The sequence below is a fragment of the Collinsella sp. LCP19S3_A6 genome (assembly GCF_052122015.1).
GTDB lineage: Bacteria > Actinomycetota > Coriobacteriia > Coriobacteriales > Coriobacteriaceae > Collinsella.
In genome coordinates, this window is the sequence record NZ_JBQKDD010000001.1 from 74271 (window position 1) to 97280 (window position 23010).

Sequence of the window (23010 nt, forward strand, 5' to 3'; positions counted from 1 at the left end):
ACGGGCGCCCGCAGCAACAGACGCCCGTAAAAGCAAAAACGATTTATCAATAAATGGCCAAAGCCGCTTCAACTAAACCCTTACTTTGCCCCGTGGCCCATCTCGACGACCTTGGTCAGCGATCCAAGCACACCTTCGTCGGCAACGAGTTGTGCCTGGGCACGCTGCAGCTGCACGGCAACGGCGGCAGGGGCGGTACCGCCCTCGGTCGTGCGTGCAGCGACAATCGACGGAATGTCGAGTGCCTCGGTAATGTCGTGCTCAAAGAGCGGGCTTGCCTCTTGGAACACCTCAAACGGCAGGTCCTCAAGATTGCAGCCGCGCTTCTCGCACATCAGGACCAAATGGCCCACCACGGCGTGGGCCTCGCGGAACGGCAGGCCACGCTTGGCCAGGTAATCGGCAACATCGGTGGCGGCAAGGTGCCCCACGCCGCACTCGCGCGCCATGGCATCCTCGTTGACGGTCCAGGTCGAAATCATACCGGCCATAACGGACAGGCACTGCATGAGCGTATGGGCGGTATCGAGCGCGCCCTCCTTGTCCTCCTGCAAGTCCTTGTTATAAGCGAGCGGCAGGCCCTTCATGGTCACGAGCAGCTGCACCAGGTTGCCATAGACTCGGCCGCTCTTGCCGCGGATAAGCTCGGCAAAATCGGGGTTCTTCTTCTGCGGCATGATGGACGAGCCAGTGGAATACGAGTCGGAAAGCGTGATAAAGCCAAACTCGGAGCTCGACCACAGCACGATCTCCTCGGAAAGACGCGACAGGTGCATCGCCATGACGGAGCCGGCGTAATGCAGATCGAGGAGGAAATCACGGTCGGAAACCGCATCGAGCGAGTTGGGAATCACGCCCGCAAAGCCAAGTTCGGCGGCCGTCATCTGACGATCGAGCGGATAGCTCGTACCGGCAAGCGCGGCAGCGCCCAGCGGGCAGTTGTCGGCAGCATCAAAGGCGGCCTTCAGGCGTGTAAAGTCGCGCGCGAACATCCAAGAATACGCCAGCAGATGATGCGACAGCAGCACGGGCTGAGCATGCTGCATGTGCGTGTAACCCGGCAGAATCACCTTGTTGCACTGTTTGGCCGCATCCACCAGCACGTGGCGCAGCTCAAGATTGGCCTCCATGAGCTCCTTGGCCAGCGCCTTGACGCCCAGGCGCGTATCGGTCGCCACCTGGTCGTTGCGCGAACGCCCGGTATGCAGGCGCTTGCCCGCCTCGCCGATGCGACGGGTCAGCTCGCTCTCGATGGACATATGAATGTCCTCGTCGTTGATATCGAAGGTGAAGTTGCCGGCATCGATATCCTGTTCGATTGCGGTCAGACCCTCGGCAATCGCCTGCTCGTCCTTTGCACTGATAATGCCCTGGGCCGCCAGCATCTTGGCATGTGCCTTAGAGCCAGCGATATCCTGCTTATAGAGATGTTTGTCGACCGGCAGCGACGCGCCAAACTCCTGCGTGACCTCGGCCACGCCTGCCTCAAAACGACCGCCCCAAAGAGCCATGGAACCGTCCCCTTTCTCTAAATACCAAAACAAGCGCCCAAAGCAAAGCGCCATGTCGCTAAAGCGATTTATCAACCGCTAGTTTTGCACATTCCCCACCGAGCGCGAGACCATGTGGCTAATTTGCAAAGAAGTGACGCACCAGGCACTTGGCGCCCATCGACTCCCGCCAGCCGTTGCTTGCCGAGCCGTCAATCCATGCCTTCAGGCTCATAGGGACATCCTCGACCTTTGCAGCATCGAACTCGGGCGCGAGGGCAAGTAAAGCATGCGCGATAGCATTGAACATAATGGATACCCCTCAGATATATATAGGCGCAGAGCCGCCAAATTGATAGAAGGAGCCCCGCCGGACAACCCCGGCGGGGCTCGGACTCAGCCGCAGACGCGGCATCATATATGCGGGCGGAATGTAGGGGCCACCGATGTTAAGAAGTGTCAGCAAGCATAACGAAAGGTAGGGACCCCATGCGCCCGTTATGTATCACGCGGATGGGCCGCGCGGATACCAAGGGAGAAAGACTTAAGCCTGAGCGGCAGCAGAGCTGGGACCCTGGACCTTGGCCCACGTCTTGAGCGACAGCGTGTCGATCTCGATAAAGCCGGCGCTGGCCTTCTCGTCAAACGTGGTGTCGCGGTCGTAGGTGGCCAGACCGTAGTCATAGAGGCTGAAGGGGCTCTTGCGGCCGACAACATGGCAGTTGCCCTTAAAGAACTTCAGACGAACGGTACCGGTCACGAACTTCTGGGTATCGGCCATAAAGGCGTCGAGTGCGTTTTTGAGCGGGCTGTACCACTGGCCGTTGTACACGGCGGTGGCCCAATCCTGCTCGAGCTTAATCTTGGTCTTGAGCAGATCGCCCTCGACACAAATATCCTCGAGCGCCTTGTGGGCGGTGATAAGCGTCAGGGCGCCGGGAACCTCATAGCACTCGCGGCTCTTGAGGCCCACCAGACGATCCTCGACCAGGTCGAGACGACCAAAGCCGTTATCGCCCGAAATCTTGTTGAGGGCGATGACGATCTCGGAGAGCTTCATCTTCTTGCCGTCGACGGCGACGGGCTTGCCGGCCTCAAACTCAATCTCGGTGTAGGTCGGGGTGTCGGGCGTGTCCTCGGGATTCTTGGTCATAACCCAGGCGTCGTCGAGCGGCTCGTTCCAGGGATCCTCCAGGTGGCCGCACTCAATGGCACGACCCCACAGGTTGTCGTCAATGGAATAGGGGTTGTCGTTGGCACCCTCGGGAACCGGCACGTTGTGGGCGTGAGCATAGGCGACCTCGTCGGGACGGCACTTCAGATCCCACTCGCGAACCGGGGCGATAACCTTAAGCTCGGGGTCGAGGGCCTTGACGGCAGCCTCAAAACGAACCTGGTCGTTACCCTTGCCGGTGCAGCCGTGGGCGACGTAGGTCGCGCCAAACTCGTGGGCGACCTCGACAAGCTTCTTGGCGAGCAGCGGGCGAGACAGAGCGGAAAGCAGCGGGTACTTGTTCTCGTACATGGAATTTGCGGCGATGGCCTTGGTCAGGAACTCATCGGAGAACTCATCGCGCAGGTCGAGCACCTGGCAATCAAGAACGCCCAGGTCAAGCGCTTTCTGTTTCCTGGCATCCAGGCCGGTCTCCTCCTGGCCCACGTTGCCGCAGACGCAAACGACATCGAGATTCTTCTCGTCCTGGAGCCACTTGACACATACGGATGTATCAAGACCACCGGAATATGCGAGAACGACTTTTTCCTTGCTCATGGCTGTTTCCTTTCGCCCTTGGTAGCTAGTTAGAACATCGGTCAGTTGCAAGTCATTTCAAGGTCACATGTCGTGCAATATCAGGTTAAATAGCAAAAATCAGCACATACATGCCCTAGAAACATGCAGCAATGTCGTGCTAAAACCCAACGACCTTAAAATGACTCTGTTGAGGCAATTCGCCCCATGCGGACAGAGACGATTGTTATCGTCGTCGGGAAATTGCGCGCTGGCGTCGGATGGCATTGTCTGCAGTGGTGATGATCTTTACGAACTGCATCTGCCTCTCCTTTCACCTATCGCCGGGCGCAATTCTAATATCGCAAACGGTACCTTTTCCTCGGTAAGCGGCTCTTTTGCCGTCTCCGTTTTCGATGGTCGCTATATTACGCTAAAGTGCCCGCTGCACAAGCGACAAATTCAAATTTCTGAAAAGTTTTTTCATTAGTTTGTGAAATGCAGTGCAAATACGCTCCGTTCCTGCGAAAATACGCCTGGTTACGAGTTGATGGTTATAACGTCTGAAACAATTTCGAAACGAAAGGCTCGCTTTTATGCAAACTTACGAATCGGACGCCAATATCGGAAACATTAAGCTCATCGCCGTCGACATGGACAAGACGCTGCTGACCGACGAGCGCGTGCTGCCGCAAGGCCTTGACGAACGCCTGGACAAGCTCGCCGAAGCCGGCATCGTATTCTGCCCCGCCAGCGGACGTCCCGCCCCCAAGCTCGAGGAGATGTTCGAGGACATCAAGAACCGCATCGCTTTTTGCCCCGATAACGGCGCGTGCGTGATATATCGCGGCAACTATATCTATAAGAGCAATATCGATGTGGCGCTGTATCAACAGGTGCTCGCTCGTGCCTCGGAGGATTCTCGCGCCGTTCCCGTCCTGTGCTGCTTCGACGAGTTCTACGTGCTTGCCCGCGACCATCAATACCACGACGAGATCAGCGTCTACTACAACACAATCAACTACGTCGACAGCTTTGAGGGCATTGATTTCGAGTCCAACAAGATTTCGATCTTCTTCCCCGCCTACGACGCCGAGCCTGCGTTCCGCGAGACCTATAACCCCGCGTTCTCGGATCAGCTCTACGTCACCAATGCGGGCCGCGAGTGGATCGACTTTATGAACCTGGGCGTCGACAAGGGCGCCGGCGTCGCGCACCTGTGCGAGCACTTGGGCATCGATATCGCCGATGCCGCCGCCGTGGGCGACACCTACAACGATATCCCTATGCTCGAGCGCGTCGGGCATAGCTTTATCGTGGACAATGCCGAAGAGCATATGAATGCGCACGCCAAGTGGCGCATTCCGAGCAACAACGACGGGGGCGTACTGACGCTCATCGACGCCATCTTGGCGGCTCGGTAATCTATCTCGTCGCCATGCCCGGGGCCGGCCGTTTGATTTTTGCTCGGTCAGGTCCTGGGCTCGCTCGAAGGCCACATTAAGTGGCCTTCGGCTCGTGCGGAATCTACAAAAATCAAACGGCCGGCCCCGGGCATGGCTATGTTGACTTGCTTGCCGCCTAGATGGCGTCTTGGGTGTCTAGATACTTGGCTGATTTTTTGGAATGAAGGGGGCTCCTTGTTGGCAAGGAGCCCCCTTCTGCCTTTAGTTACTTTGGAATTGTGGGCGCTTTCCTATTTCGCGTCGGCCCAGGTTATGCCGGTGCTGGCTTCGGCGATGAGGGGCACGCGGAGGTCTACGACGTGCTCCATGACGTCTTGGACCATGGCGGTCAGGCGCTCGACTTCGTCGACGGGGCACTCAAAGTCCAGTTCGTCGTGCACCTGCAAGATCATGTGGGCGGCAAAGCCCTCTTCTTCCAGGCGGCGGCTTACGCGGGCCATGGCGATCTTGATGATGTCGGCCGCAGTGCCCTGCATGGGATGGTTCATGGCCGTGCGCTCGCCAAAGCCGCGGAGCTGTGGGTTTTTGGCCTTGAGCTCCGGAATATGGCGACGACGGCCATACATGGTCTCGGCATAGCCCGTCTGCTTGGCGCGCGCCACCACGTTGTCGAGGAACGTGCGAACGCCCGGGTAGGCCTCGTAGTAGCGATCGATCATGCCACGCGCCTCGGCCATCGAGATATGTAGCGACTGCGACAGACCGTACGCCTGCTGACCATACACAATGCCAAAATTCACGGCCTTGGCGCGACTGCGCAGGTCGGGCGTTACCTCGGACACCGAAACGCCAAACACGCGCGCGGCCGTCTCGGCATGGAAGTCCTCGCCCTCGTTAAAGGCGCGCACCAGGTGCTCGTCACCCGAGAGATGCGCGAGTAGACGCAGCTCGATCTGCGAGTAGTCCACCGCCAAAAAGACGCTGCCCTCGCCTGCTGAAAACGCCGTCTTAACGGTACGGCCCAGCTCAGAGCGCGTCGGGATGTTCTGCAGGTTCGGGTCGCTCGAGGACAGGCGACCCGTTGCCGTGATGGTCTGGTTGTACGTGGTGTGCACGCGACCGTCACCACGGCGCAGCGGACCTAGCGTGTCCAGATAGGTCGACTTGATCTTGGACTTCTCACGCCAGTCCAAAATCAGGCGCACGATTTCGTGGTCACGGGCAAGGTCGCTCAGCACTTTGGCGTTGGTCGAATAGTACCCGCGCTTGGTCTTTTTGAGGCCCTTGGTCGGAAGCCCCATAACGTCAAAGAGCACGTGCGAGAGCTGCATGGGACTGCCGATGTTAAACGTCTCATCACCTGCCAGGTCGCGAATGCTGCGCTCGACCTCGGTGATCTGGGTCGCCAGGCCCTCGGACAGGCTGCGCAGCCGGTCGGGATCTACGAGCATGCCCGCGCGCTCCATCTTGGCAAGCACCGGCACGAGCGGCATCTCAATGCCATCGAACACGTTGGCGGCGTTCTCGCGGGCCATGCGGTCGCGAAGCGGCGCCACGAGTGCCAGCGTCAACGCCGCGGTACGGGCAGCAGGAGCAGGAGCGTCCTCGCCAGCACCATCCGCACCGCGCGCCGCAGGCAGCGCCATCTGCAGATAGGTATCGGCCAGATATGCCTCGTCAAACTCGGAACGGTCGGAATCCAACAGGTACGCGGCAACCACGGTATCAAAGATGCGCACGGAATCGACTGCCAGCGGGTCCATGAGCTCGGGCTCAGAAGAATCGATGGGCGAAAGCTCATGCAGCAACGCCTTCATGTCCGGGCTCGCCACGCGGCCCTCCATAAACAGGCGCGCGAGCACGCCAGCGATAACGCCGTGGGCAGAATTGAAGCCCTCGACAGCGGCAGGCGTGCCGTCATCGGCTTCCTCGAGCGCAAAGAGCCCCTTGGGCGTCGCCAGCCACAGCGTACGCGTCAGGCCAAAGAGCGCACCCTCCTCCTTGTCATCGTCCACCACGGCGGCGACCCACTCGCCCGCATCAATCGCGCGAGAGATCTCGGCCGCCACAGCAACAAGTGCCTCAGCATCGCCGGCGGCGGCACGCGAAACCGCGGGTATCTCGAACGCGCTGGCAGCGGGCACGACCCCGCCCTCGCCGCCAATCAGCGCCAGGAAGCGGTTCTGCATGGCCGTAATGCCAAGTGCGCCCAGCGCCGCGGACACCTCATCGGCAGAAAACGATGGGAAGGACGTCGCGTCAAAGTCGAGCTCGACAGGTGCGTCGGTGCGGATGGTCGCAACCTTGCGGCTCAGCAGCGCATCGTCGATGTGTGCACGCAGGTTCTCGCCCATCTTGCCCTTGACCTCGTCAGCATGCGCAATGACCTCGTCCAAGCTGCCGTACTGCGCGATGAGCGCGCTCGCCTTTTTGGGGCCAATGCCCGGTACGCCGGGAATGTTGTCCGACGTATCGCCCTTCAGGCCGTAAAAATCGGGCACGAGCGCCGGCGTAATGCCGTGATACAGGTCGTCCACGCTCTCGGGCGTCATGATCGCCACGTCGGACAGGCCCTTGCGAGTCGAGACCACGTTGACGTGCTCGGTCACAAGCTGATACATGTCACGGTCGCCGGTCACCAGCAGCATGTCGCAGCCGGCCTCCTCACCCAGGCGCGCCATGGTTCCCAGAATATCGTCGCCTTCCCAGCCCTCGGACTGCAGAATTGGCACGTTGATCGCCGTGAGCAGCTCCTTAATCATGGGAAACTGCGCATGCAGATCGGGGTCCATGGGCGGGCGCTGCGCCTTATACTGCGGCAGCATCTCCATGCGCACGCGCGGCTTGCCCTTGTCAAACGCCACGACCACACCGTCGGGGCTAAAGGCATCGATCATCTTAAGAAACATGTTCAGAAAGCCAAAGATCGCGTTGGTGGGACGACCGTCCGGCGCGTTCATGGTCGGCGGCACGGCGTGGAAGGCGCGGTGCATGAGCGAGTTGCCGTCGATAACGGCAAAGGTGCGGCGCTTGTCAGACATATTGAATACCTCGCTTTGGACTGGGCACGGCTTGCTCACTCCAGTTTACACGCTCCCCGCCCCGCGGCCACCGCACATCAAGCTCCCCCGCCACCGTGAGCCCACGCGTGATACGATGGCTCACGGTACAACAACCAGCACGATCGATCCGAAAGGAGCCTGCGTCATGGAGCGTCCCTGCGCATGGAAAAAGTACACGCCACAGCAAATCGAGGAGCTCGAGGAGCTTTGCCGCGGCTATAAGCAGTTTTTGAGCGAGAACAAGACCGAGCGCCTGTGCGTCAAGACCGGCATCAAGATGGCCGAGGAGGCGGGATACGTCGACCTGGAGACCGTGATCGCCGAAGGCCGCGAGCTCAAGGCAGGCGACAAGGTGTACGCCGCCAACCACGGCAAGGATCTTATGCTCGTCAACCTGGGCACCGCCCCGCTCGAGCAGGGCTTTAACATCCTGGGCGCCCACGTGGACTCGCCGCGCCTGGACCTCAAGCAGAATCCCGCCTTCGAGGCCGGCGACATGGCCTACCTCGACACGCACTACTACGGTGGCGTCAAGAGCTACCACTGGGTGGCCTCCCCGCTCGCACTCGTGGGCGTCATCTGCAAAAAGGACGGCACCACCGTCGACATCAACATCGGCGACAAGGCCGACGATCCGGTCTTTACCATCTCCGACCTGCTGATCCACCTCTCGAGCGAGCAGATGTCCAAGCCCGCCAAGGACGCCGTCGACGCCGAGATCCTCGACGTGATCGTGGGCGGCCGTCCCGTAAAATTTGACGAGGACGACAAGGACGCCCCCACCGAGCCCGTCAAGCAGATGTTCCTGGATATCCTCAAGGAGCAGTACGACGTCGAGGAGGAGGACTTCCTCTCCGCCGAAATCGAGGTCGTGCCCGCCGGCCCCGCCCGCGACATGGGCCTCGACCGCTCCATGATTTTGGGCTATGGTCACGACGACCGCGTCTGCGCCTACCCCTCCATGCTCGCCCAGATCAATGTGGCCAACGTGGAGCGCACGAGCATCACGCTCATCGTCGACAAGGAGGAGATTGGCTCCGTGGGAGCCACCGGCATGACAAGCCGCTTCTTCGAGAACACCGTCGCCGAGATCATGACGCTCGCCGGCGAGGGCAGCCCGCTGGCCCTGCGCCGCGCACTCGCCCGCAGCCGCATGCTCTCCTCTGACGTATCCGCCGGCTTCGACCCAGGCTACGCCGGCAAGTTCGAGACCAAGAATGCAGCCTTTATGGGTCGCGGCCTGTGCTTTAACAAGTACACGGGCAGCCGCGGCAAGGGCGGTTCCAACGACGCCGACGCCGAGTATATGGCCCTCATCCGCGACATTATGGACGAGGCCGGCGTGGACTTCCAGACCTGCGAGCTCGGTCGCGTCAACGCGGGCGGCGGTGGCACCATCGCCTACATCATGGCCAAGTACGGCATGAACGTCATCGACTCCGGCGTTGCCGTCCTGTCCATGCACGCCCTGTGGGAGGTCGCCAACAAGGCCGATATCTACGAGGCCTATCGCGGCTACAAGGCCTTCATCGAGCGCGCCTAATCAACCCTTCATCAGTTGCGGTGAGATACGGACTAAACTGGCCCATAAACGGCCAAAACAGACCGTATTACACCGCAACTTCCTTTTTGGCAGAGGAGAGTCCATGCTGCAGGTCATCATTTCGCCCGCCAAGCAGATGCGCGCGGCCCAAGATGCTTTTGAAGTCCTGGGCATTCCACCCTTTGTGCGCGAGACGGCTCGCCTCCACCGCGCACTGCTAGATATCGAGCGGAATGAAGGCAGCGGCAGCCTGCAGGCGCTGTGGAACGTGAGTGACAAACTGCTGGGGCCCTGCCTCAACACCCTGCATGAGTTCGAGCCCATCTTGCAAAACGGCGATCTCGACAATCCCGCACTCGCCCGTCACCTCTCCCCTGCCGTCATGTCCTATCACGGCATTCAATACCAAAGCATGGCGCCCGAGGTGATGGATTCCGCACAGCTCGCATGGCTGCAAGACCATCTGTGGATCCTCTCGGGCCTTTACGGATGCGTACGCCCCTTTCATGCCGTTGAACCGTATCGGCTGGAGATGGGCGCGAAGCTTGCCGTCGACGATGCCCGAGACCTCTACGCGTTTTGGGGCGACAAGCTCGCACGGGTCATCGCTCCGGCAGGCTCCAACGCCACGATCGTCAACCTCGCCAGCGCGGAATACGCCAAAGCCGTTCTGACCCGCCTCACCACCGACACCACGGTCGTCACATGTCTCTTTGGTGAAGGCATCCGCAACGGCAAGCCCATCCAACGCTCGACCGCCAGCAAAAAAGCGCGCGGCTCCATGGTGCGCTGGATGGCAGAAAACAAGTTCGAGGATGTAAGCGGGCTCACCGCGTTCGACGTTGGTTATCGTTACTTTCCCGAGCTTTCAAATAAAAACACTTTGGTCTTCCTGAACGAACAGGCCTTGTAGGACTACCACTACTTTTGAATGTGCTGCCTAGGCACGGCGTCTATTCCGCCAGGCCGTCGGCTTTTGCAATCTCGGTCGTCGAGCCATCTTGGTAGGTAACCTTAACGTGCTCCACCTCGGACGCCTCAACACCCGACGGAGGCTCCAGGCGCCATTCCGTCAGGGCTATATCCATGGTCGTGGGTACATCCCCCTGATCTTTGAGCTCGACCGACAGCGTCCTAAGCGACGCATCGAAGGTCACACGCTCGATCTCTTCACCAGGAATGGAACCACCGCTCAGCTGCAGTTGCACAAACTTGTCGCGCGGATACCAATAGTCGCCAGGCGCGGCAACGGTATTGCCACCCGCGACCTTCGCCGTCATAATCGGCAGGCTATCGTCCGCCTCAAACGTCCAGGAAACTCCCCCACGCCCGCCAAACGTCCAGATACAACAGGCAATCACCATCACGACAAGAATCGCGAAACCAATTGCGACCAGCCCATGATGGGCGCGGCTCTCCTCGGCCGACACATCCCACTGCGTCTCTCGATACAGATGCTTGTCTTCCATGTTCGCCTCCCCGCGGGCATGCTCGTCGCGTCAATCGTACCCATTCGAGCTATACTTGAGCCCGCCACATAAACGGGGAGCTTGCAGGACAAGACGGCAGGCTGAGACTGGGCGCGCCCGCCCTGACCCGCAAACCTGATATGGGTAATGCCAACGAAGGGAGCCGTGCCAATGAGCACACAGACCGAGCCCAAGCTCGTCACGCAAATCGATTTCGCCCGCGCCGGGCAAATCACACCGCAGATGAAGGAGGTTGCCGAGCGCGAGCATCGCGACCCCGAGTACATCCGCGAGCGCGTGGCCGACGGCCGCATCGCCATTCCCGCCAACATCGTGCATATCAAAAAGGGCATGCGCGCCTTTGGTGTCGGCGAGGGCCTGTCTACCAAGGTCAACGTCAACCTGGGCATCTCGGGCGACAAGGCCGATGCCGCTGAGGAATGGAAGAAGGTCAAGATCGCCGAGGACTTTGGCGCCGACGCCATCATGGACCTCTCCAACTCGGGCAAGACGCGCCAATTCCGCCAGCAGCTCATCGACGAGACGCCGCTCATGGTGGGCACCGTCCCCATGTACGACGCCATCGGCTACATGGAAAAGCCGCTTGTCAAGCTTACCAAGGACGACCTGTTCGAGGTCGTGCGCGCGCACGCCGAGGACGGCGTGGACTTTATGACCATCCACTGCGGCATCAATAAGTCGGTCACCAAAACCTTTAAGGAGACCGGCCGTCTCATGAACATCGTCAGCCGCGGCGGCTCACTGCTGTTTGGCTGGATGGAGGTCACCGGCAACGAGAACCCCTTCTACGAGTACTTTGACGAGCTGCTCGAGATCTGCCACGAGTACGACGTGACGATTTCGCTCGGCGACTCCTGCCGCCCGGGCTGCCTCTACGACTCCAACGACGCCACCGAGACCGCCGAGATGATCGAGCTGGGCAAGCTGTGCAAGCGCGCTTGGGCCGCCGGCGTCCAGGTCATGGTCGAGGGCCCGGGTCACATGGCGCTCGACGAGATCGCCGCCAACATGAAACTGCAGAAGCGCCTGTGCCACAACGCCCCGTTCTACGTGCTCGGGCCGCTGGTGACCGATATCGGCGTGGGCTACGACCACATCACCGCAGCCATCGGTGGCGCCATCTCCGCGAGCTCGGGTGCCGACTTTTTGTGCTACGTGACACCGGCAGAGCACCTATGCCTGCCTAACGCCCAGGATGTGCTCGACGGCCTTATGGCCACCAAGATTGCCGCACACGCCGCCGACATCGCCAAAAAGGTGCCCCACGCCCGCGACATGGACGACAAGATGGGCCAGGCACGCCGCAAGCTCGACTGGGACGCCATGTGGAAGTGCGCGCTCGACCCGGTCACCGGCAAGAAGCGCTACGAGGAATCCCCCGCCGCCACCGAGGGCACCTGCACCATGTGCGGCAAGATGTGCGCCGTCCGCACCGTCAACAAGGTGTTCGAAGGCACGACGATCGACCTCGGCATGGAGGACCAACTCGTCACCGGAGCCATAATCGGCCACAAGGCGTTCGTCAATTGTTGACGTGTGAACATTTTCTTACATTTACGTAAAGATTGCACCACCCGCCCGGGATCGGCATACAGCCGGCCCGGGCAACTTTATAATGTGGGCAGGAGACCCATTTGAATCCGACCGAACAAGGGAGCGAACATGGATCGCAGTAAGGTACCAGCCGTTCTATCCATCGCAGGATCCGATTCCAGCGGCGGTGCCGGCATTCAGGCCGACATCAAGACCATCACGGCGCACCGCCTGTATGCCGAGACGGTCATCACGGCCATCACCGCACAGAACACCCTAGGCGTCACCGCCGTGCAGAACATCTCCCCGGATATTGTCGCGGCGCAGATCGATGCCGTTTTTGACGATATCCGCCCCAGTGCCGTCAAGATCGGCATGGTTTCTTCTGCCGAGATTATCGAAGTCATAGCCGACCGCCTGAGCGCCTGGGACGCACAAAATATCGTCGTCGATCCCGTCATGGTCGCCACTTCGGGCGCTCGTCTCATCGCCGAGGACGCCGCCGAAGCGCTTACACGCCGCCTGTTCCCACTGGCAAGCGTTATCACGCCCAATATTCCCGAGGCCATGGCGCTGCTCGACTACGAGGTCGATTCCGAGCGCACACAGCAAAACGCTGCCATGCTCCTCACCCGCCGTTTTGGCTGCGCGTCCCTGGTTAAGGGCGGGCATTTTGTCAACGAGGCCAACGATGTGCTAGCAGAGCCCGCGCCGCTCGATGACGAGGGCAACCACCTAGGCGATCCGCTCACCACGTGGTTCCGCCACAAGCGCATCGAGACCGACAACACGCATGGTACCGGCTGTACGCTTTCGTCCGCCATCGCCTGCGCGCTGGCCCAGGGCATGGATCTTGCCGATGCCGTCAACGCCGGCAAGGCCTACCTAACAGGAGCTCTCGCCGCCGGCCTGAACATGGGCAAGGGCTCCGGCCCCGTCAACCACATGTGGCAGTACTAAATAGCCAGCAACCAAAACCACCGCACAAACCACCACGAAGGCGCCCGTCCCTTTGTGGTGGTTTGGGGCTGCGCTACTCACCGAGCATCTCTTGGAGCTTGACTGCCACGGCGTGGCCCAGGCTCTCGTGGCTTTCGGGCATCATGTGCAGATAATCGATATCGCCCGGCTCGGCAAAATCGGCGGCATTCAAAAAGTCGCAGCCAAACTGCTCAGCGACATACGCATAGTATTCGGCAAAATGCTCCGAGGCCTCGACGGAGCGCTCGTCAAAGTCGGTCATGTACACATCGGCGATCTGCGGTTTAATCTTGATAGGCGCCATCAGCAGAATGCGCGGGCAGGGCGCAGCGTCGGTCCACGGGAACGCGCGGACGGCGCGAATCAGCGCCATGGCGCCACGGGCGATATCGGAAGCTGTCACGTTAAAGACCGTCTTGCAGTCGTTGGTGCCCAGCATGATCACAATGGCGTCCAGCGGCTTATGGGCCTCGAGCAGCATCGGCAACGCGCGGATGCCATTGAGATTGGTGTCCAGATGACACATATCGTCGCGCACCGTTGTGCGGCCGTTTAGGCCTTCCTCAATCACATGCCAGCCCTCGCCCAGGTCGCGCTGGGCCACGCCGCACCAGCGCACATCGTGCGCATAGCGCACCGCGGTGCCATCGCGCATGCCCGCCGGATCGTAGCCATAGGTATTGCTGTCACCAAAGCACAGGACGTTTTTCATCGCAAACCCCTCCTTCAGCAAAAAGCCGACGGGAGCAGCCCCTCCCGCCGGCTCGACCTATCTGTCAGCGCGCACCGATTACAGATACTTGCGCCAGTCGTCATCATCCTCGTCGTCCTCGGCAGCGGCATGAGCCTGCTCGGCGGCACGGGCGGCCGCGGCACGGGCGGCAACCTGGGCATAGGACTCCTCGTTGCGCTCGGGGAAGCTTGCCAGCACGTGCTCGAACTTGGCAAAATCCTCGTCCCAGCGCGTAGAGGGCACGGCAAAGAAGACCTGCTTGACCTTAAAGTCGCCCGATGCGAGCTCCTTGCGGAAGAGCTCGGCCACGGCCTCGGCGTCAAAGCCGTTGTTGTCACAGCCCCAGGCGCCCAGCACGAGCTTCTCGCGACCAAGCTCGTCGCAGATGGCCAGCACAAAGCGGATACGATCGCGCAGGGCGTCCAGCAGGGCATCGTCACCCACGCGATACTCCTGGCGAGCGCGCTTGGCGTTGGGCGCAGCTGCAACGATCACGTCGGCGTACGCATGCACGTGGTTGCGTTCGAAGCGCACCGCAGGCACCACCAGCGCGCGGTTGCGGTACAGCTCACAGTTGATGTTGCGGCGACGGTTCTCGCCGTACCATTTGCGCTGCTTATCGAGCACATTGTACAGATACGAATCGGCACAGAGCGTGGCCTCCTGACCCAGATAGCCCTGGATGTAGCCACCGCCCGGGTTGGTGAACGAGGCAAAGGCGAGCACGGCCATGTCGCAGAACTGCGCGTAGCCTCGGCCGTTATCCAGAATGGCCTGCGTGGCAGAGGCGTCGAGCACGGTGACCTCGGGCAGGACCGGAGCGGGCTCCTCGGCAGCAGGCGCGGGCTCGGTCTCCGTGGCTTCCTCTGCGGGCACAGGCTCAGCCACGACCTCGGTCTCGGCAGGCGCAACCTCGGTGGCCTCAGACTCATCGGCAACCTGCTCTTCGGCAGCAGCCACCTGGGCCTTAGCCTTCATCGCCGCGACAAATCCGGCAGGCATGCCCTCGAACTCGCGCACGCCGGCAAGCGAGCGCTCGATATCCTTTGCGCACGCTTCGGACACAGTCGCCACGTGACGCTCGGCGGCCTTGGCACGGGCCTCGCGCTTGGGATTGGGCTGTCCCGCGCGGTTGGGCCTACGGTTACGGTTCCTGTTGTCGACGTCTGCCATAAGTGGTCACCTTTCTCGGTCGCTGCCGCTATCGGCTTTTCCCATCCATGATACCCCGCCGCGTACAAAAAAGGCGGCCCCGAAGAACCGCCTTTCGCATCGATTTGCGCGCGGCAAGCACCGCTGCAATCTGGCACTAGTCGCGACGACCAAGGATGTTCAGGATGCGCAGGAACACGTTGATAATGTCCACGAACAGGTTGGACGCCATGAGCACGGCGTTGGGCAGCGTGGGCGGCACCGTCGTGGCCACATAGGTGTCGTAGCCAATAAAGCCGGCGAACACCACAATTACGATCAGGTCGGTGATGGTCTGCGAGACGCCCATGAGCATCAGCACGATCTCGACCAGAATCGTGGCAAGCAGAATGCCAAAACCAATGCCGTACACACGCTGGAAGAATTTGGGGAAGGTCACGCCCAGTGCGCCAAAGACAAAGGTGATGGCGGCAGTGGCGATAAAGGCGGTGTTGATGGTGGGCAGGTCGTAGTTGGCAAGGCCAAACGACGCGGTCAGACCAAAGGTGCTCGCAAAGATCGCGTAACCCGCGAGCGACAGGCCCACGGACTGTTTGCTGGCGGCGGCCGACATCATGACGATGCCGACAATGGTCAGGATAAACGAGCCAAAGACCAGCGGCAGGGCGGCGCCACTCATCATCATGCGCGCAAACGACATGGTGCCCGTAAAGTAGGCGCCAGCGCCCATAGCGCAAAAACCCAAAAAGATCAGGGCAGACATGGCAAGGTTGTACGCGCGCGGCGACATCTCCTTGGCACGGCTTGCGCCGGTCTCGATGGGGCCGTTCTGATAGCCCTGGATATCGTTCATAATTTCGTCCTTTCAAAAAGCGCCGCGACAGCGCCGTAGGTGACAAGATTTCTGCCATTGTACCCGAATGGCGCGCGCTCTTACCCGCGGCGCTCACTCTCGAGTGTGCGGTCGAACGCCCACACCCACCACCGCATCAGATGAGCCTGCGAGCCATCCGGTCGCTCACGCGCCTGGTCTTCCAGATACAGCTCGGTCGTATGTCCGCCAAAACGAACCTTATAGGTTGCCGTACGAATGCCGTGAACCGTCAGGCCAAAACCGGTAGACGAGACAATCTCGTCAATCGTAAAGCAGCGACCGTCGACCCAGCAGACGGTAACCGGCACAACTTGTCCGCCCGCGAGGATGCGGGCCACGACGTCCACATACTGCTTGTGCACGCGCCGAGTTTTGCCATCTGTCTGTCGATATTCCATGCCCCCTATTATCGAACGCATGTTTGCATATTGTAAAGCGAACAGACTGTGGTTTTGGGGTGTCGGAGCGAGTGCACGTGTCCTCACGGCGTGTTAGCAAAAAGAACACCCGCGGTCAACAGGGTTAATATTCAATTTTAGTGCCAAAAAATTCACTTCTCCCGTCAGAACTCGGTAAAGAAACCCGCAGGAGATGATACGATTTATCATGTTTTTGTAACGTGTCTGTAAACTTCGAGAAAGCCCATATATGGACGTAACGTTCTCAGCCTTCCTCGGCCAACTTGTTTCGAACCCAGTCCTTGCCGTCACCGTGTTCCTCGCGCTCGGCGCCATCTTCGTCAACGGATGGACCGACGCGCCCAACGCCATCGCGACCTGTGTCACCACGCGTTGCATGCCCGCCCGCGCCGCCATTCTCATGAGTGCCGCGTTCAACTTTTTGGGCGTGCTCATCATGACGCACTTTAATGCCAGCGTTGCTAACACCATCTCCCATATCGTCGACTTTGGCGGAAACAGCACCATGGCGCTCGCGTGCCTCTGCGCGGCCCTGTTCTCCATCGTCGTCTACGGCGTCACGGCATCGCGTTTTGGCATCCCCACCTCGCAGAGCCACAGCCTCATCGCCGGCCTGACCGGCGCTGCCATCGCCCTCGGCGGCGCCAGCAGCGTCAATGTCCACGAGTGGATGAAGGTCATCTACGGCCTGGCGCTCTCCATCGGTCTGGGCTTTGTCATGGGCTGGGTCCTGTGCAAGCTCGTCTCGATTCTTTTCGCTGCCGCCAACAGGCGACGTGCCAACGTCTTCTTTAAATATGCTCAGATCGCGAGCGCCGCGGCCATGAGCTTTATGCACGGCGCGCAGGATGGGCAAAAGTTCATCGGCGTGCTCTTTTTAGGTGTCGCCTTTGCCAACGGACAGACCGGCGTCGGCGACGCCGGCATCCCCATCTGGATCATGCTGCTGTGCTCGGCCACCATGGGCATCGGCACCAGCGTGGGCGGTGAGCGTATCATCAAGTCCGTCGGCCAGAGCATGGTTAAGCTCGAAAAGTATCAGGGCTTCTCTGCCGACCTGGCAGGAGCCGCAAACCTGCTGCTTGCCACGCTCACCGGTATCCCCGTGTCCTCCACGCACATCAAGACCTGCGCCATCATGGGCGTCGGCGCCGTCAAGCGCCTCTCGGCCATCAACTTCGGCGTGGTCAAGGACATGATGTTCACGTGGTTCTTCACCTTCCCCGCCTGTGGACTCATCAGCTTTGTCATGGCCAGGCTGTTCATGATGTTCCTCTAGTCAAACCGAATGTCCATCCGGACCGCATTACCTCGCCCACCCGTCTTCGCCCCGAAAGGATCACTCATGGCAAAGAAACCCGATTCGTTCTACTTTGACAACTACGTCGCCTGCGCCGACTTCGCCGTTCAGGCAGCCGAGCTGCTCACCAAGATTTTTGAGAACTTTGACCCCGCGCAGATCCACGACATGCTCGAGAAGATGCATGCGATTGAGCATGCAGCAGACAAGAAGCACCATGAGCTCGAAGACGCCCTGCTCACGGCCTTTATCACCCCGCTTGAGCGCGAGGACCTTAACCTAATGAGCTGCTCGCTCGATACCGTGCTCGACCGTATTGAGGGCGTCGTGCAGCGCCTCTACTTCACCAACATCCAGAGCATCCGCCCCGATGCCATCGTGATTGCCCACAAGGTGACCGACGCCTGCCGCGCCATGAAGGACCTGATGGTCGAGTTGCCCAACTACCGCAAGTCCAAAACGCTGCGCGAGCTCGTCATCCAGATCAACACCATCGAGTCCGAGGCCGACGAACTCTACATCAACGCCATGCGTAACCTGCACGTCAACGGCAAGGACCCGCTCGAGGTCATCGCCTGGCGTGACGTGTACGCCTTCTTGGAGTACTGCGCCGACTGCTGCGAGAATGTGGCCGATGTCGTGGATTCGATTGTCATGAAGAACAGTTAATTGGGGGTACGCGTCCCACCGGTCGCGAGCCCGACCACTGATAACCTTTTTTCACTCCGGCTGCAAGCAGAGTCGTTCGAAAGCGGTTAATTAGTGGTATGCGTCCCACCGGCGAAGGCCCGACACCTATTTGCTTTCTCTCTCCGGCTGCACGGCAGAGTCGTTCGAAAGTAAATAGGTGTCGGGCCTTCGCCTTGCGTACCGCCATTGGGAACCTTGGCTGATGATTTGAATTCAATGGGGGTTTGGCTGATGCGGCCTTTTATACCTGATTGAATACTTTGGAACTGCACCGAGCGTTTAGGTGGATGGTGCTTTGGGTACCCTTTGTTTTACTTTGGGTTGATTTGCTGACTTTGGAGGGTTTGGTTATGGGGTATTTGGATCTGGCTCGGTCTCGGTATTCTTGTCGTTTGTTTGAGGATCGTTCTGTTGAGCAGGCTGTGGTGGATACCATTGTTGAGGCTGGGCGCATTGCTCCTTCTGCTTGCAATAATCATCCAACCCGTGTGATGGTGTTGGATACGCCTGAGCTTCTGGAAAAGGCAGCTGCTTGTCAGCCTCGGTTTGCTCGTGATGGGTCCATCTTTGGCGCTCCGCTCATCTTCCTCGTTTGCAGCGTTACCAACGATGCTTGGGTGCGTCCCTATGACCAGATGAACTCCAGCGCTATCGACACCTCGATTGTTTGCGATCAGATGATGATGGAGGCCGAGGAACAGGGCCTGGGAACGTGCTGGGTATGCCATTTTAAGCCCGAGCTAACCCGCGAGCAGTTCAACCTGCCCGAGGGCGTTTATCCCTACCACATGCTCGTCTGCGGCTATCCCGCCGACCATATCGCCGACCCCGAGCATCGCGAGGCCCGCACCATTCCCCTATCCAATTTCCTCCTCAAGTAGTTTTTGGCCCATGCCCTAAAACCTACCTTTTACCGCTCAAACGTTCGCCGAGTTCTGCCCTATCGCACGCAGAGCTCGGCGTTTTGCTTCCCAACCCGTATACAGCTACAAAAAAGGAGCTCGCAAGCGCGAGCTCCTTTTAAGAGCTAGATTGTAGTTTTGGCGCTAGTCCAGGTCGTCCGCGGCAAAGTTGTCAATCGGGGCGAAGGGGTCGGCCACGGGGACAACCGGATCAGCGACAGGCAGCGGCTCGGCGGCAGGCATGGTCACGGCAGGAGAAGCCGCGGAACCGACCGGCGTAGAAGCCAGCAGATCGGCCGGGAAGGAATTCTGAGCATCGTCCATAAAGTGCTGAATGAGCTTAAGATACTCGGCCTTGAACTCCTCGCGGGAAGCCTTCAGACGGTCAATCTCCTCGAGCTCGGCCTGCTTCTCGGTCAGGGCCTGACGGATGACCTCGCGGGCCTTAGCGTCGGCCTCGTTGCGGATGCGGTCAGCATTCTCGTTAGCGTCGTTGACAATCGCCTCGGCGGTCTGCTGAGCCGCGATGAGAGCGGCGGAAATCTGACGCTCCTGAGCGGAGAAATCGGGAGCGGGAGTGGCGACAGGGGCAGCCTGAGCGGCAGAATCTTGGGCCTGCGCAAGCTGAGCCTGCGTATCGGCAAGCTGCTGCTCGGTGGCGGTCAGGCGACCCTTAAGATCAACGATCTTGGCAAGCATAGCGTCGACCTCGGAGGACAGGGTCTCCAGGAAGACGTCGACCTCGGCGGGATCGTAGCCGCGCTTGGCCTCAGAGAAGGTCTGAGCCTGGATGTCAGCAGGGGTAATAGCCATAACAAGTTCTCCTTTATCATCGCCTTGGCGCTAAGCGCCCGACATAGGTTACTGAGCCAGTCCTATACGAGTATACCTATAAGTAGCTGCAGAATGAGCTTCTGCACCAACTGCAACGCAATAATCGCAACGACCGGTGAAAAATCGATACCGCCCATCGGCGGCATAAACCGGCGAAACAGGTTGAGCCAAGGGCCGCAAACGCCGTCGAGCACCGCCGCGATATCCTGTAGCAAACCACCCTGCTTCATGGGAATCCACGTCATAAAGCAGTAGACCACAATCAACGTGGAATAAAAATTAAACAGCGTGTTGACAAGCTGAACGATGGTGTAGATGTTGATAGGAATCTCCTCACCTTGTCTTTACTTGAGATAGCCGTCGGCGCGAAGCTTCTTGAGATCCGAATCCTTGACCTCGCAGCCGGCGGGCAGCACCATAAACACGCGATCGCCCACTTCTTTGACCGAAGCGCCCAGGCCGCAGGCAAAGCCATAGCTAAAGTCCAGGACGCGTTTGGCGACCTCGGTGCGAACGCCCACAAAGATCAGCGCGACAGGCTGCTTGGTACGCACGCGGCGCACGACCGTCTCCACGTCGTCATAACTCTCCGGACGAAGAACGTAGGCCGGCAACTGAGGCGTGGCGTTGATGATATTGCTCGCATAGGCAGAGGCATCGCTCGGCGTTGAAGCAGGAGCGGGCACAGCGGCCGCGCGGACCCGAGCGTTCTCGGCGTAGCTTGACGGCGTGTCATAGGCGCCGGGACGATAACCGCCCGCAGCGGCATCCTGAGAGCGCGAAGGCGGATTGTACGTCGTAGCGTGACGGGAGTCGTCGCCGATCAGTTGACCGGAACGCGTGTACACAGCAACCGACTCAGCCTCTCCGCGGCGTGTCTGCCCCAGCAGTCCATTGCTCGGTTCATCTTGCGTGTAGAAGCCCTCGCCCGAAGCACCGCTGTAGCCGTTGTTCTGATAGCCGTCGTCATAGCCGTCATCGTAACCGTAGTCATCATCCTGGCCATAACCCTGGTCATAACCCTGCTGGCCGCCTAGGTGCATTTTATTTTTAATTTCGTCAAGGAAACCCATGGTTGTGTCCTCTCACGGTCTAATGCAGGCGCTCTGACAATCAGCGCGCACTTCAGGCCCTTATTTTACTTCAAACTCCGGGCTAAATACTACCCTGCCCAGGCGAACAAGCGTCGAGCCTTCCTCAAGGGCAGGCTCAAAGTCCTCGCTCATGCCGCAAGATAGCTCAGGCAGACACAGATCGGGGTGTGCCGTCTCCAGCTCATCCCTCAACTCACGCAGCCCGGCAAAGGTGCGGCGCGCCACATCCTTATTCCCCCGGGGTGCCATGGTCATAAGCCCCTGCACACAAATTCCCTCAAGTTCCGCAAGCTCGCCAGCCGCGGCACGAACCTCATCGGGCGAAAAGCCGCCCTTGGACTCCTCCCCGCTTACATTGACCTCTATCAGCACCCGCTGGGGAGCAGAAAGCTCGCCCGCTTTCATCTTGCGGACGGCACGGCTCGAGATAGCCTGCGCCAAATGAAGCGACCCCACCGAATGAATCAGCTCGGCCGCACCCAGCACCGCATTGATCTTGTTGGTCTGAAGATTACCGATCATATCGAAGCGCACCTCGGGCAGTTCCGGATGCTCCGCCAACCCCGTAAGCTTGCGAACAAGCTCCTGCGGACGGTTCTCGGCAAAATGACGATACCCTGCCTGGATGGCGGCAACGGTCTCATCGACGCCAACGGTCTTGGAGACGGCAATCAGACGTGCGGCATCGTGAGAACGGCCCGCGCGATCGAGTGCGGCATAAAAGCGTTCGAGAATCTGCTCGCGGCGAGCGCGCATCACGTTCAAATAATTATCCATTGCCAATCGCCTCCGCTAACAGCCATACAAGTAGTCCCATGCTAACGCAAGAGCGCGGCCCTGCATGTGCAAGGCCGCGCTCACTTAGGTATTTACAATCTTTCGACGAACGGAGCTACCCTACTCCTCGTCATCCTCGGCATCGTCCTCGTCCTCGAGGTGCTCGAGCAGGTAGCGAAGACCCTCGCTCACCTCGTTAGCGGGCACCTTGGCAACAAAGCGCGCATCGACAGCGGGCCTCATGATGACGCCCTCGCCCGAAGGTACGCGCATGCTCTCGAGCTCATCCTCGTCCGTACGGGCGATATCGCCGGCGTTCATGCGCTGGCCGGTCAAAAGGAAGGTCAGACGGCAGGCGGCATCGATGGAAATCGAGGCGATGCGATCGAGGTAGCGCGAAACCATGATGGCGCGGCGCAGATCGTCATAGTTGCTGTCGTCGTCCATAAACTCGCCCGCGTCCATGCGGTTGAAGGTACGGAAGAACTTCTCATAGGCCGCATGCACCGGCTCGTCCTCGACGGCCAAGTTGCAGATGATGGACATGTCGTTGGTGACGAGCGCGGAAAGCGACGAGCCCAGCACCTGGTATACGGCTTCGGCCTCGGCCTCAACCGTACCGACGAGCTCCTGGGGCAGCGAGATATCGGCCTTGACCATATGACGCGTGGCGCGGCAGATCTGGCGAACCTTATCGGTCATGCGCTGCAGGTTAAAGTCGACGTAGATGATTGTCTGCAGCAAACGGAAGTCGGAGGCGACCGGCGACTGCGTAGCGATCAGGTTGTAGCACACGGCCTCCAGGTTGGCGCAGCGCGCGTCAATCGAAAGCGTGCGCTTCTTGGTCTTGGTGGCGAGCTTGCGGTCGTCGGTCACATAGGCCTTCACGGCGTCGTGAAGAGCCAGGTCTACAGCCTCGTAGATGCTCAACATCTCGTGACGAGCCTCGACGAGCTGACGGGAAAACAGTTTGCGCATGGTTCACTCCAATCAGTTGGGTG

Annotated in this window: 22 protein-coding genes; 8 read left to right on the forward strand and 14 right to left on the reverse strand. The window is 59.8% G+C overall.

Features of this window, described 5'->3' with window-relative positions:
• Nucleotides 1–80: 80 nt before the first annotated feature.
• The 3 genes from argH to ACTQVX_RS00345 form a co-directional block, all read right to left on the reverse strand.
• Nucleotides 81–1511, reverse strand: coding sequence for an argininosuccinate lyase (gene argH / locus ACTQVX_RS00335; RefSeq protein ID WP_441540651.1), 1431 nt, complete (start codon nt 1509–1511; stop codon nt 81–83).
• A gap of 118 nt (nt 1512–1629) precedes the next feature.
• Entirely contained in the window at nt 1630–1800 is a 171-nt protein-coding gene (locus ACTQVX_RS00340; RefSeq protein ID WP_154515301.1) for a hypothetical protein, read from the reverse strand.
• A gap of 234 nt (nt 1801–2034) precedes the next feature.
• Nucleotides 2035–3261, reverse strand: coding sequence for an argininosuccinate synthase (locus ACTQVX_RS00345; RefSeq protein ID WP_441540650.1), 1227 nt, complete (start codon nt 3259–3261; stop codon nt 2035–2037).
• Between the two features lie 554 nt (nt 3262–3815).
• Between ACTQVX_RS00345 and ACTQVX_RS00350 the strand changes: the two genes are divergently transcribed.
• The gene (locus tag ACTQVX_RS00350) at nt 3816–4643 is read left to right on the forward strand and encodes a Cof-type HAD-IIB family hydrolase (RefSeq protein WP_441068124.1); all 828 of its coding nucleotides are present in this window, start codon (nt 3816–3818) and stop codon (nt 4641–4643) included.
• A gap of 272 nt (nt 4644–4915) precedes the next feature.
• Here the strand turns inward: ACTQVX_RS00350 and polA are convergent, their stop codons facing one another.
• Entirely contained in the window at nt 4916–7666 is a 2751-nt protein-coding gene (polA, locus tag ACTQVX_RS00355; RefSeq protein WP_441540649.1) for a DNA polymerase I, read from the reverse strand.
• Nucleotides 7667–7832: 166 nt separating this feature from the next.
• Between polA and ACTQVX_RS00360 the strand changes: the two genes are divergently transcribed.
• Together ACTQVX_RS00360 and ACTQVX_RS00365 are read left to right on the forward strand one after the other, a co-directional pair.
• On the forward strand, nt 7833–9230 hold the full coding sequence (locus ACTQVX_RS00360) for an aminopeptidase (protein WP_427794724.1): 1398 nt from the start codon (nt 7833–7835) through the stop codon (nt 9228–9230).
• A 103-nt stretch (nt 9231–9333) separates the two neighbouring features.
• Nucleotides 9334–10143: a YaaA family protein gene (locus ACTQVX_RS00365; protein WP_427727597.1), complete on the forward strand. Its 810-nt coding sequence runs from the start codon at nt 9334–9336 to the stop codon at nt 10141–10143.
• Nucleotides 10144–10183: 40 nt separating this feature from the next.
• Here ACTQVX_RS00365 and ACTQVX_RS00370 read toward each other — a convergent pair whose 3' ends face one another.
• Nucleotides 10184–10699, reverse strand: a complete 516-nt coding sequence (locus ACTQVX_RS00370) for a hypothetical protein (protein ID WP_427747772.1) — start codon at nt 10697–10699, stop codon at nt 10184–10186.
• A gap of 171 nt (nt 10700–10870) precedes the next feature.
• Between ACTQVX_RS00370 and thiC the strand changes: the two genes are divergently transcribed.
• Both thiC and thiD read left to right on the forward strand, forming a co-directional pair.
• Entirely contained in the window at nt 10871–12253 is a 1383-nt protein-coding gene (gene thiC / locus ACTQVX_RS00375; protein WP_441559872.1) for a phosphomethylpyrimidine synthase ThiC, read from the forward strand.
• A 129-nt stretch (nt 12254–12382) separates the two neighbouring features.
• Nucleotides 12383–13213: a bifunctional hydroxymethylpyrimidine kinase/phosphomethylpyrimidine kinase gene (thiD, locus tag ACTQVX_RS00380; RefSeq protein WP_441537981.1), complete on the forward strand. Its 831-nt coding sequence runs from the start codon at nt 12383–12385 to the stop codon at nt 13211–13213.
• 73 nt (nt 13214–13286) lie between these two features.
• On the opposite strand, the gene ACTQVX_RS00385 is transcribed toward thiD, so the two are convergent.
• From ACTQVX_RS00385 to ACTQVX_RS00400, 4 genes are all read right to left on the reverse strand, one after another.
• The gene (locus tag ACTQVX_RS00385) at nt 13287–13946 is read right to left on the reverse strand and encodes an SGNH/GDSL hydrolase family protein (RefSeq protein WP_441559873.1); all 660 of its coding nucleotides are present in this window, start codon (nt 13944–13946) and stop codon (nt 13287–13289) included.
• Between the two features lie 78 nt (nt 13947–14024).
• Nucleotides 14025–15140 carry a TIGR02452 family protein gene (locus ACTQVX_RS00390; protein WP_441559875.1) on the reverse strand — a complete coding sequence of 372 codons (1116 nt, stop codon included), beginning with the start codon at nt 15138–15140 and terminating at the stop codon, nt 14025–14027.
• A gap of 136 nt (nt 15141–15276) precedes the next feature.
• Nucleotides 15277–15972 (reverse strand): Bax inhibitor-1 family protein, encoded by a 696-nt coding sequence (locus ACTQVX_RS00395; RefSeq protein WP_441559877.1) that lies wholly within the window; start codon nt 15970–15972, stop codon nt 15277–15279.
• Between the two features lie 80 nt (nt 15973–16052).
• Nucleotides 16053–16391, reverse strand: a complete 339-nt coding sequence (locus ACTQVX_RS00400; RefSeq protein ID WP_154515278.1) for a hypothetical protein — start codon at nt 16389–16391, stop codon at nt 16053–16055.
• Nucleotides 16392–16641: 250 nt separating this feature from the next.
• Between ACTQVX_RS00400 and ACTQVX_RS00405 the strand changes: the two genes are divergently transcribed.
• The 3 genes from ACTQVX_RS00405 to ACTQVX_RS00415 all read left to right on the forward strand — a co-directional run bounded on the left by ACTQVX_RS00405 (nt 16642) and on the right by ACTQVX_RS00415 (nt 19283).
• The gene (locus ACTQVX_RS00405) at nt 16642–17691 is read left to right on the forward strand and encodes an anion permease (RefSeq protein ID WP_441559879.1); all 1050 of its coding nucleotides are present in this window, start codon (nt 16642–16644) and stop codon (nt 17689–17691) included.
• 66 nt (nt 17692–17757) lie between these two features.
• A complete protein-coding gene (locus tag ACTQVX_RS00410) occupies nt 17758–18381 on the forward strand; it encodes a DUF47 domain-containing protein (protein WP_441559881.1) in 624 nt (207 codons plus the stop codon).
• 371 nt (nt 18382–18752) lie between these two features.
• Nucleotides 18753–19283 (forward strand): nitroreductase family protein, encoded by a 531-nt coding sequence (locus ACTQVX_RS00415; RefSeq protein WP_441559883.1) that lies wholly within the window; start codon nt 18753–18755, stop codon nt 19281–19283.
• A 165-nt stretch (nt 19284–19448) separates the two neighbouring features.
• On the opposite strand, the gene ACTQVX_RS00420 is transcribed toward ACTQVX_RS00415, so the two are convergent.
• From ACTQVX_RS00420 to ACTQVX_RS00440, 5 genes are all read right to left on the reverse strand, one after another.
• Nucleotides 19449–20117 (reverse strand): DivIVA domain-containing protein, encoded by a 669-nt coding sequence (locus tag ACTQVX_RS00420; RefSeq protein ID WP_154515270.1) that lies wholly within the window; start codon nt 20115–20117, stop codon nt 19449–19451.
• Between the two features lie 62 nt (nt 20118–20179).
• The gene (locus ACTQVX_RS00425) at nt 20180–20467 is read right to left on the reverse strand and encodes a YggT family protein (RefSeq protein ID WP_441041719.1); all 288 of its coding nucleotides are present in this window, start codon (nt 20465–20467) and stop codon (nt 20180–20182) included.
• Nucleotides 20468–20482: 15 nt separating this feature from the next.
• The gene (gene sepF / locus ACTQVX_RS00430; protein ID WP_154515266.1) at nt 20483–21211 is read right to left on the reverse strand and encodes a cell division protein SepF; all 729 of its coding nucleotides are present in this window, start codon (nt 21209–21211) and stop codon (nt 20483–20485) included.
• A 60-nt stretch (nt 21212–21271) separates the two neighbouring features.
• A complete protein-coding gene (locus tag ACTQVX_RS00435; RefSeq protein ID WP_441559885.1) occupies nt 21272–22009 on the reverse strand; it encodes a YggS family pyridoxal phosphate-dependent enzyme in 738 nt (245 codons plus the stop codon).
• A gap of 120 nt (nt 22010–22129) precedes the next feature.
• Nucleotides 22130–22987, reverse strand: a complete 858-nt coding sequence (locus ACTQVX_RS00440) for a phosphate signaling complex PhoU family protein (RefSeq protein ID WP_441559887.1) — start codon at nt 22985–22987, stop codon at nt 22130–22132.
• Between the last annotated feature and the right edge of the window lie 23 nt (nt 22988–23010).

What these genes read in the sequence shown, in the direction of transcription:
- argH (WP_441540651.1), bottom strand. Translation starts at nt 1,511, where the DNA reads ATGGCTCTTTGGGGCGGTCGTTTTGAGGCAGGCGTGGCCGAGGTCACG.
- ACTQVX_RS00340 (WP_154515301.1), bottom strand. Translation starts at nt 1,800, where the DNA reads ATGTTCAATGCTATCGCGCATGCTTTACTTGCCCTCGCGCCCGAGTTC.
- ACTQVX_RS00345 (WP_441540650.1), bottom strand. Translation starts at nt 3,261, where the DNA reads ATGAGCAAGGAAAAAGTCGTTCTCGCATATTCCGGTGGTCTTGATACA.
- ACTQVX_RS00350 (WP_441068124.1), top strand. Translation starts at nt 3,816, where the DNA reads ATGCAAACTTACGAATCGGACGCCAATATCGGAAACATTAAGCTCATC.
- polA (WP_441540649.1), bottom strand. Translation starts at nt 7,666, where the DNA reads ATGTCTGACAAGCGCCGCACCTTTGCCGTTATCGACGGCAACTCGCTC.
- ACTQVX_RS00360 (WP_427794724.1), top strand. Translation starts at nt 7,833, where the DNA reads ATGGAGCGTCCCTGCGCATGGAAAAAGTACACGCCACAGCAAATCGAG.
- ACTQVX_RS00365 (WP_427727597.1), top strand. Translation starts at nt 9,334, where the DNA reads ATGCTGCAGGTCATCATTTCGCCCGCCAAGCAGATGCGCGCGGCCCAA.
- ACTQVX_RS00370 (WP_427747772.1), bottom strand. Translation starts at nt 10,699, where the DNA reads ATGGAAGACAAGCATCTGTATCGAGAGACGCAGTGGGATGTGTCGGCC.
- thiC (WP_441559872.1), top strand. Translation starts at nt 10,871, where the DNA reads ATGAGCACACAGACCGAGCCCAAGCTCGTCACGCAAATCGATTTCGCC.
- thiD (WP_441537981.1), top strand. Translation starts at nt 12,383, where the DNA reads ATGGATCGCAGTAAGGTACCAGCCGTTCTATCCATCGCAGGATCCGAT.
- ACTQVX_RS00385 (WP_441559873.1), bottom strand. Translation starts at nt 13,946, where the DNA reads ATGAAAAACGTCCTGTGCTTTGGTGACAGCAATACCTATGGCTACGAT.
- ACTQVX_RS00390 (WP_441559875.1), bottom strand. Translation starts at nt 15,140, where the DNA reads ATGGCAGACGTCGACAACAGGAACCGTAACCGTAGGCCCAACCGCGCG.
- ACTQVX_RS00395 (WP_441559877.1), bottom strand. Translation starts at nt 15,972, where the DNA reads ATGAACGATATCCAGGGCTATCAGAACGGCCCCATCGAGACCGGCGCA.
- ACTQVX_RS00400 (WP_154515278.1), bottom strand. Translation starts at nt 16,391, where the DNA reads ATGGAATATCGACAGACAGATGGCAAAACTCGGCGCGTGCACAAGCAG.
- ACTQVX_RS00405 (WP_441559879.1), top strand. Translation starts at nt 16,642, where the DNA reads ATGGACGTAACGTTCTCAGCCTTCCTCGGCCAACTTGTTTCGAACCCA.
- ACTQVX_RS00410 (WP_441559881.1), top strand. Translation starts at nt 17,758, where the DNA reads ATGGCAAAGAAACCCGATTCGTTCTACTTTGACAACTACGTCGCCTGC.
- ACTQVX_RS00415 (WP_441559883.1), top strand. Translation starts at nt 18,753, where the DNA reads ATGGGGTATTTGGATCTGGCTCGGTCTCGGTATTCTTGTCGTTTGTTT.
- ACTQVX_RS00420 (WP_154515270.1), bottom strand. Translation starts at nt 20,117, where the DNA reads ATGGCTATTACCCCTGCTGACATCCAGGCTCAGACCTTCTCTGAGGCC.
- sepF (WP_154515266.1), bottom strand. Translation starts at nt 21,211, where the DNA reads ATGGGTTTCCTTGACGAAATTAAAAATAAAATGCACCTAGGCGGCCAG.
- ACTQVX_RS00435 (WP_441559885.1), bottom strand. Translation starts at nt 22,009, where the DNA reads ATGGATAATTATTTGAACGTGATGCGCGCTCGCCGCGAGCAGATTCTC.
- ACTQVX_RS00440 (WP_441559887.1), bottom strand. Translation starts at nt 22,987, where the DNA reads ATGCGCAAACTGTTTTCCCGTCAGCTCGTCGAGGCTCGTCACGAGATG.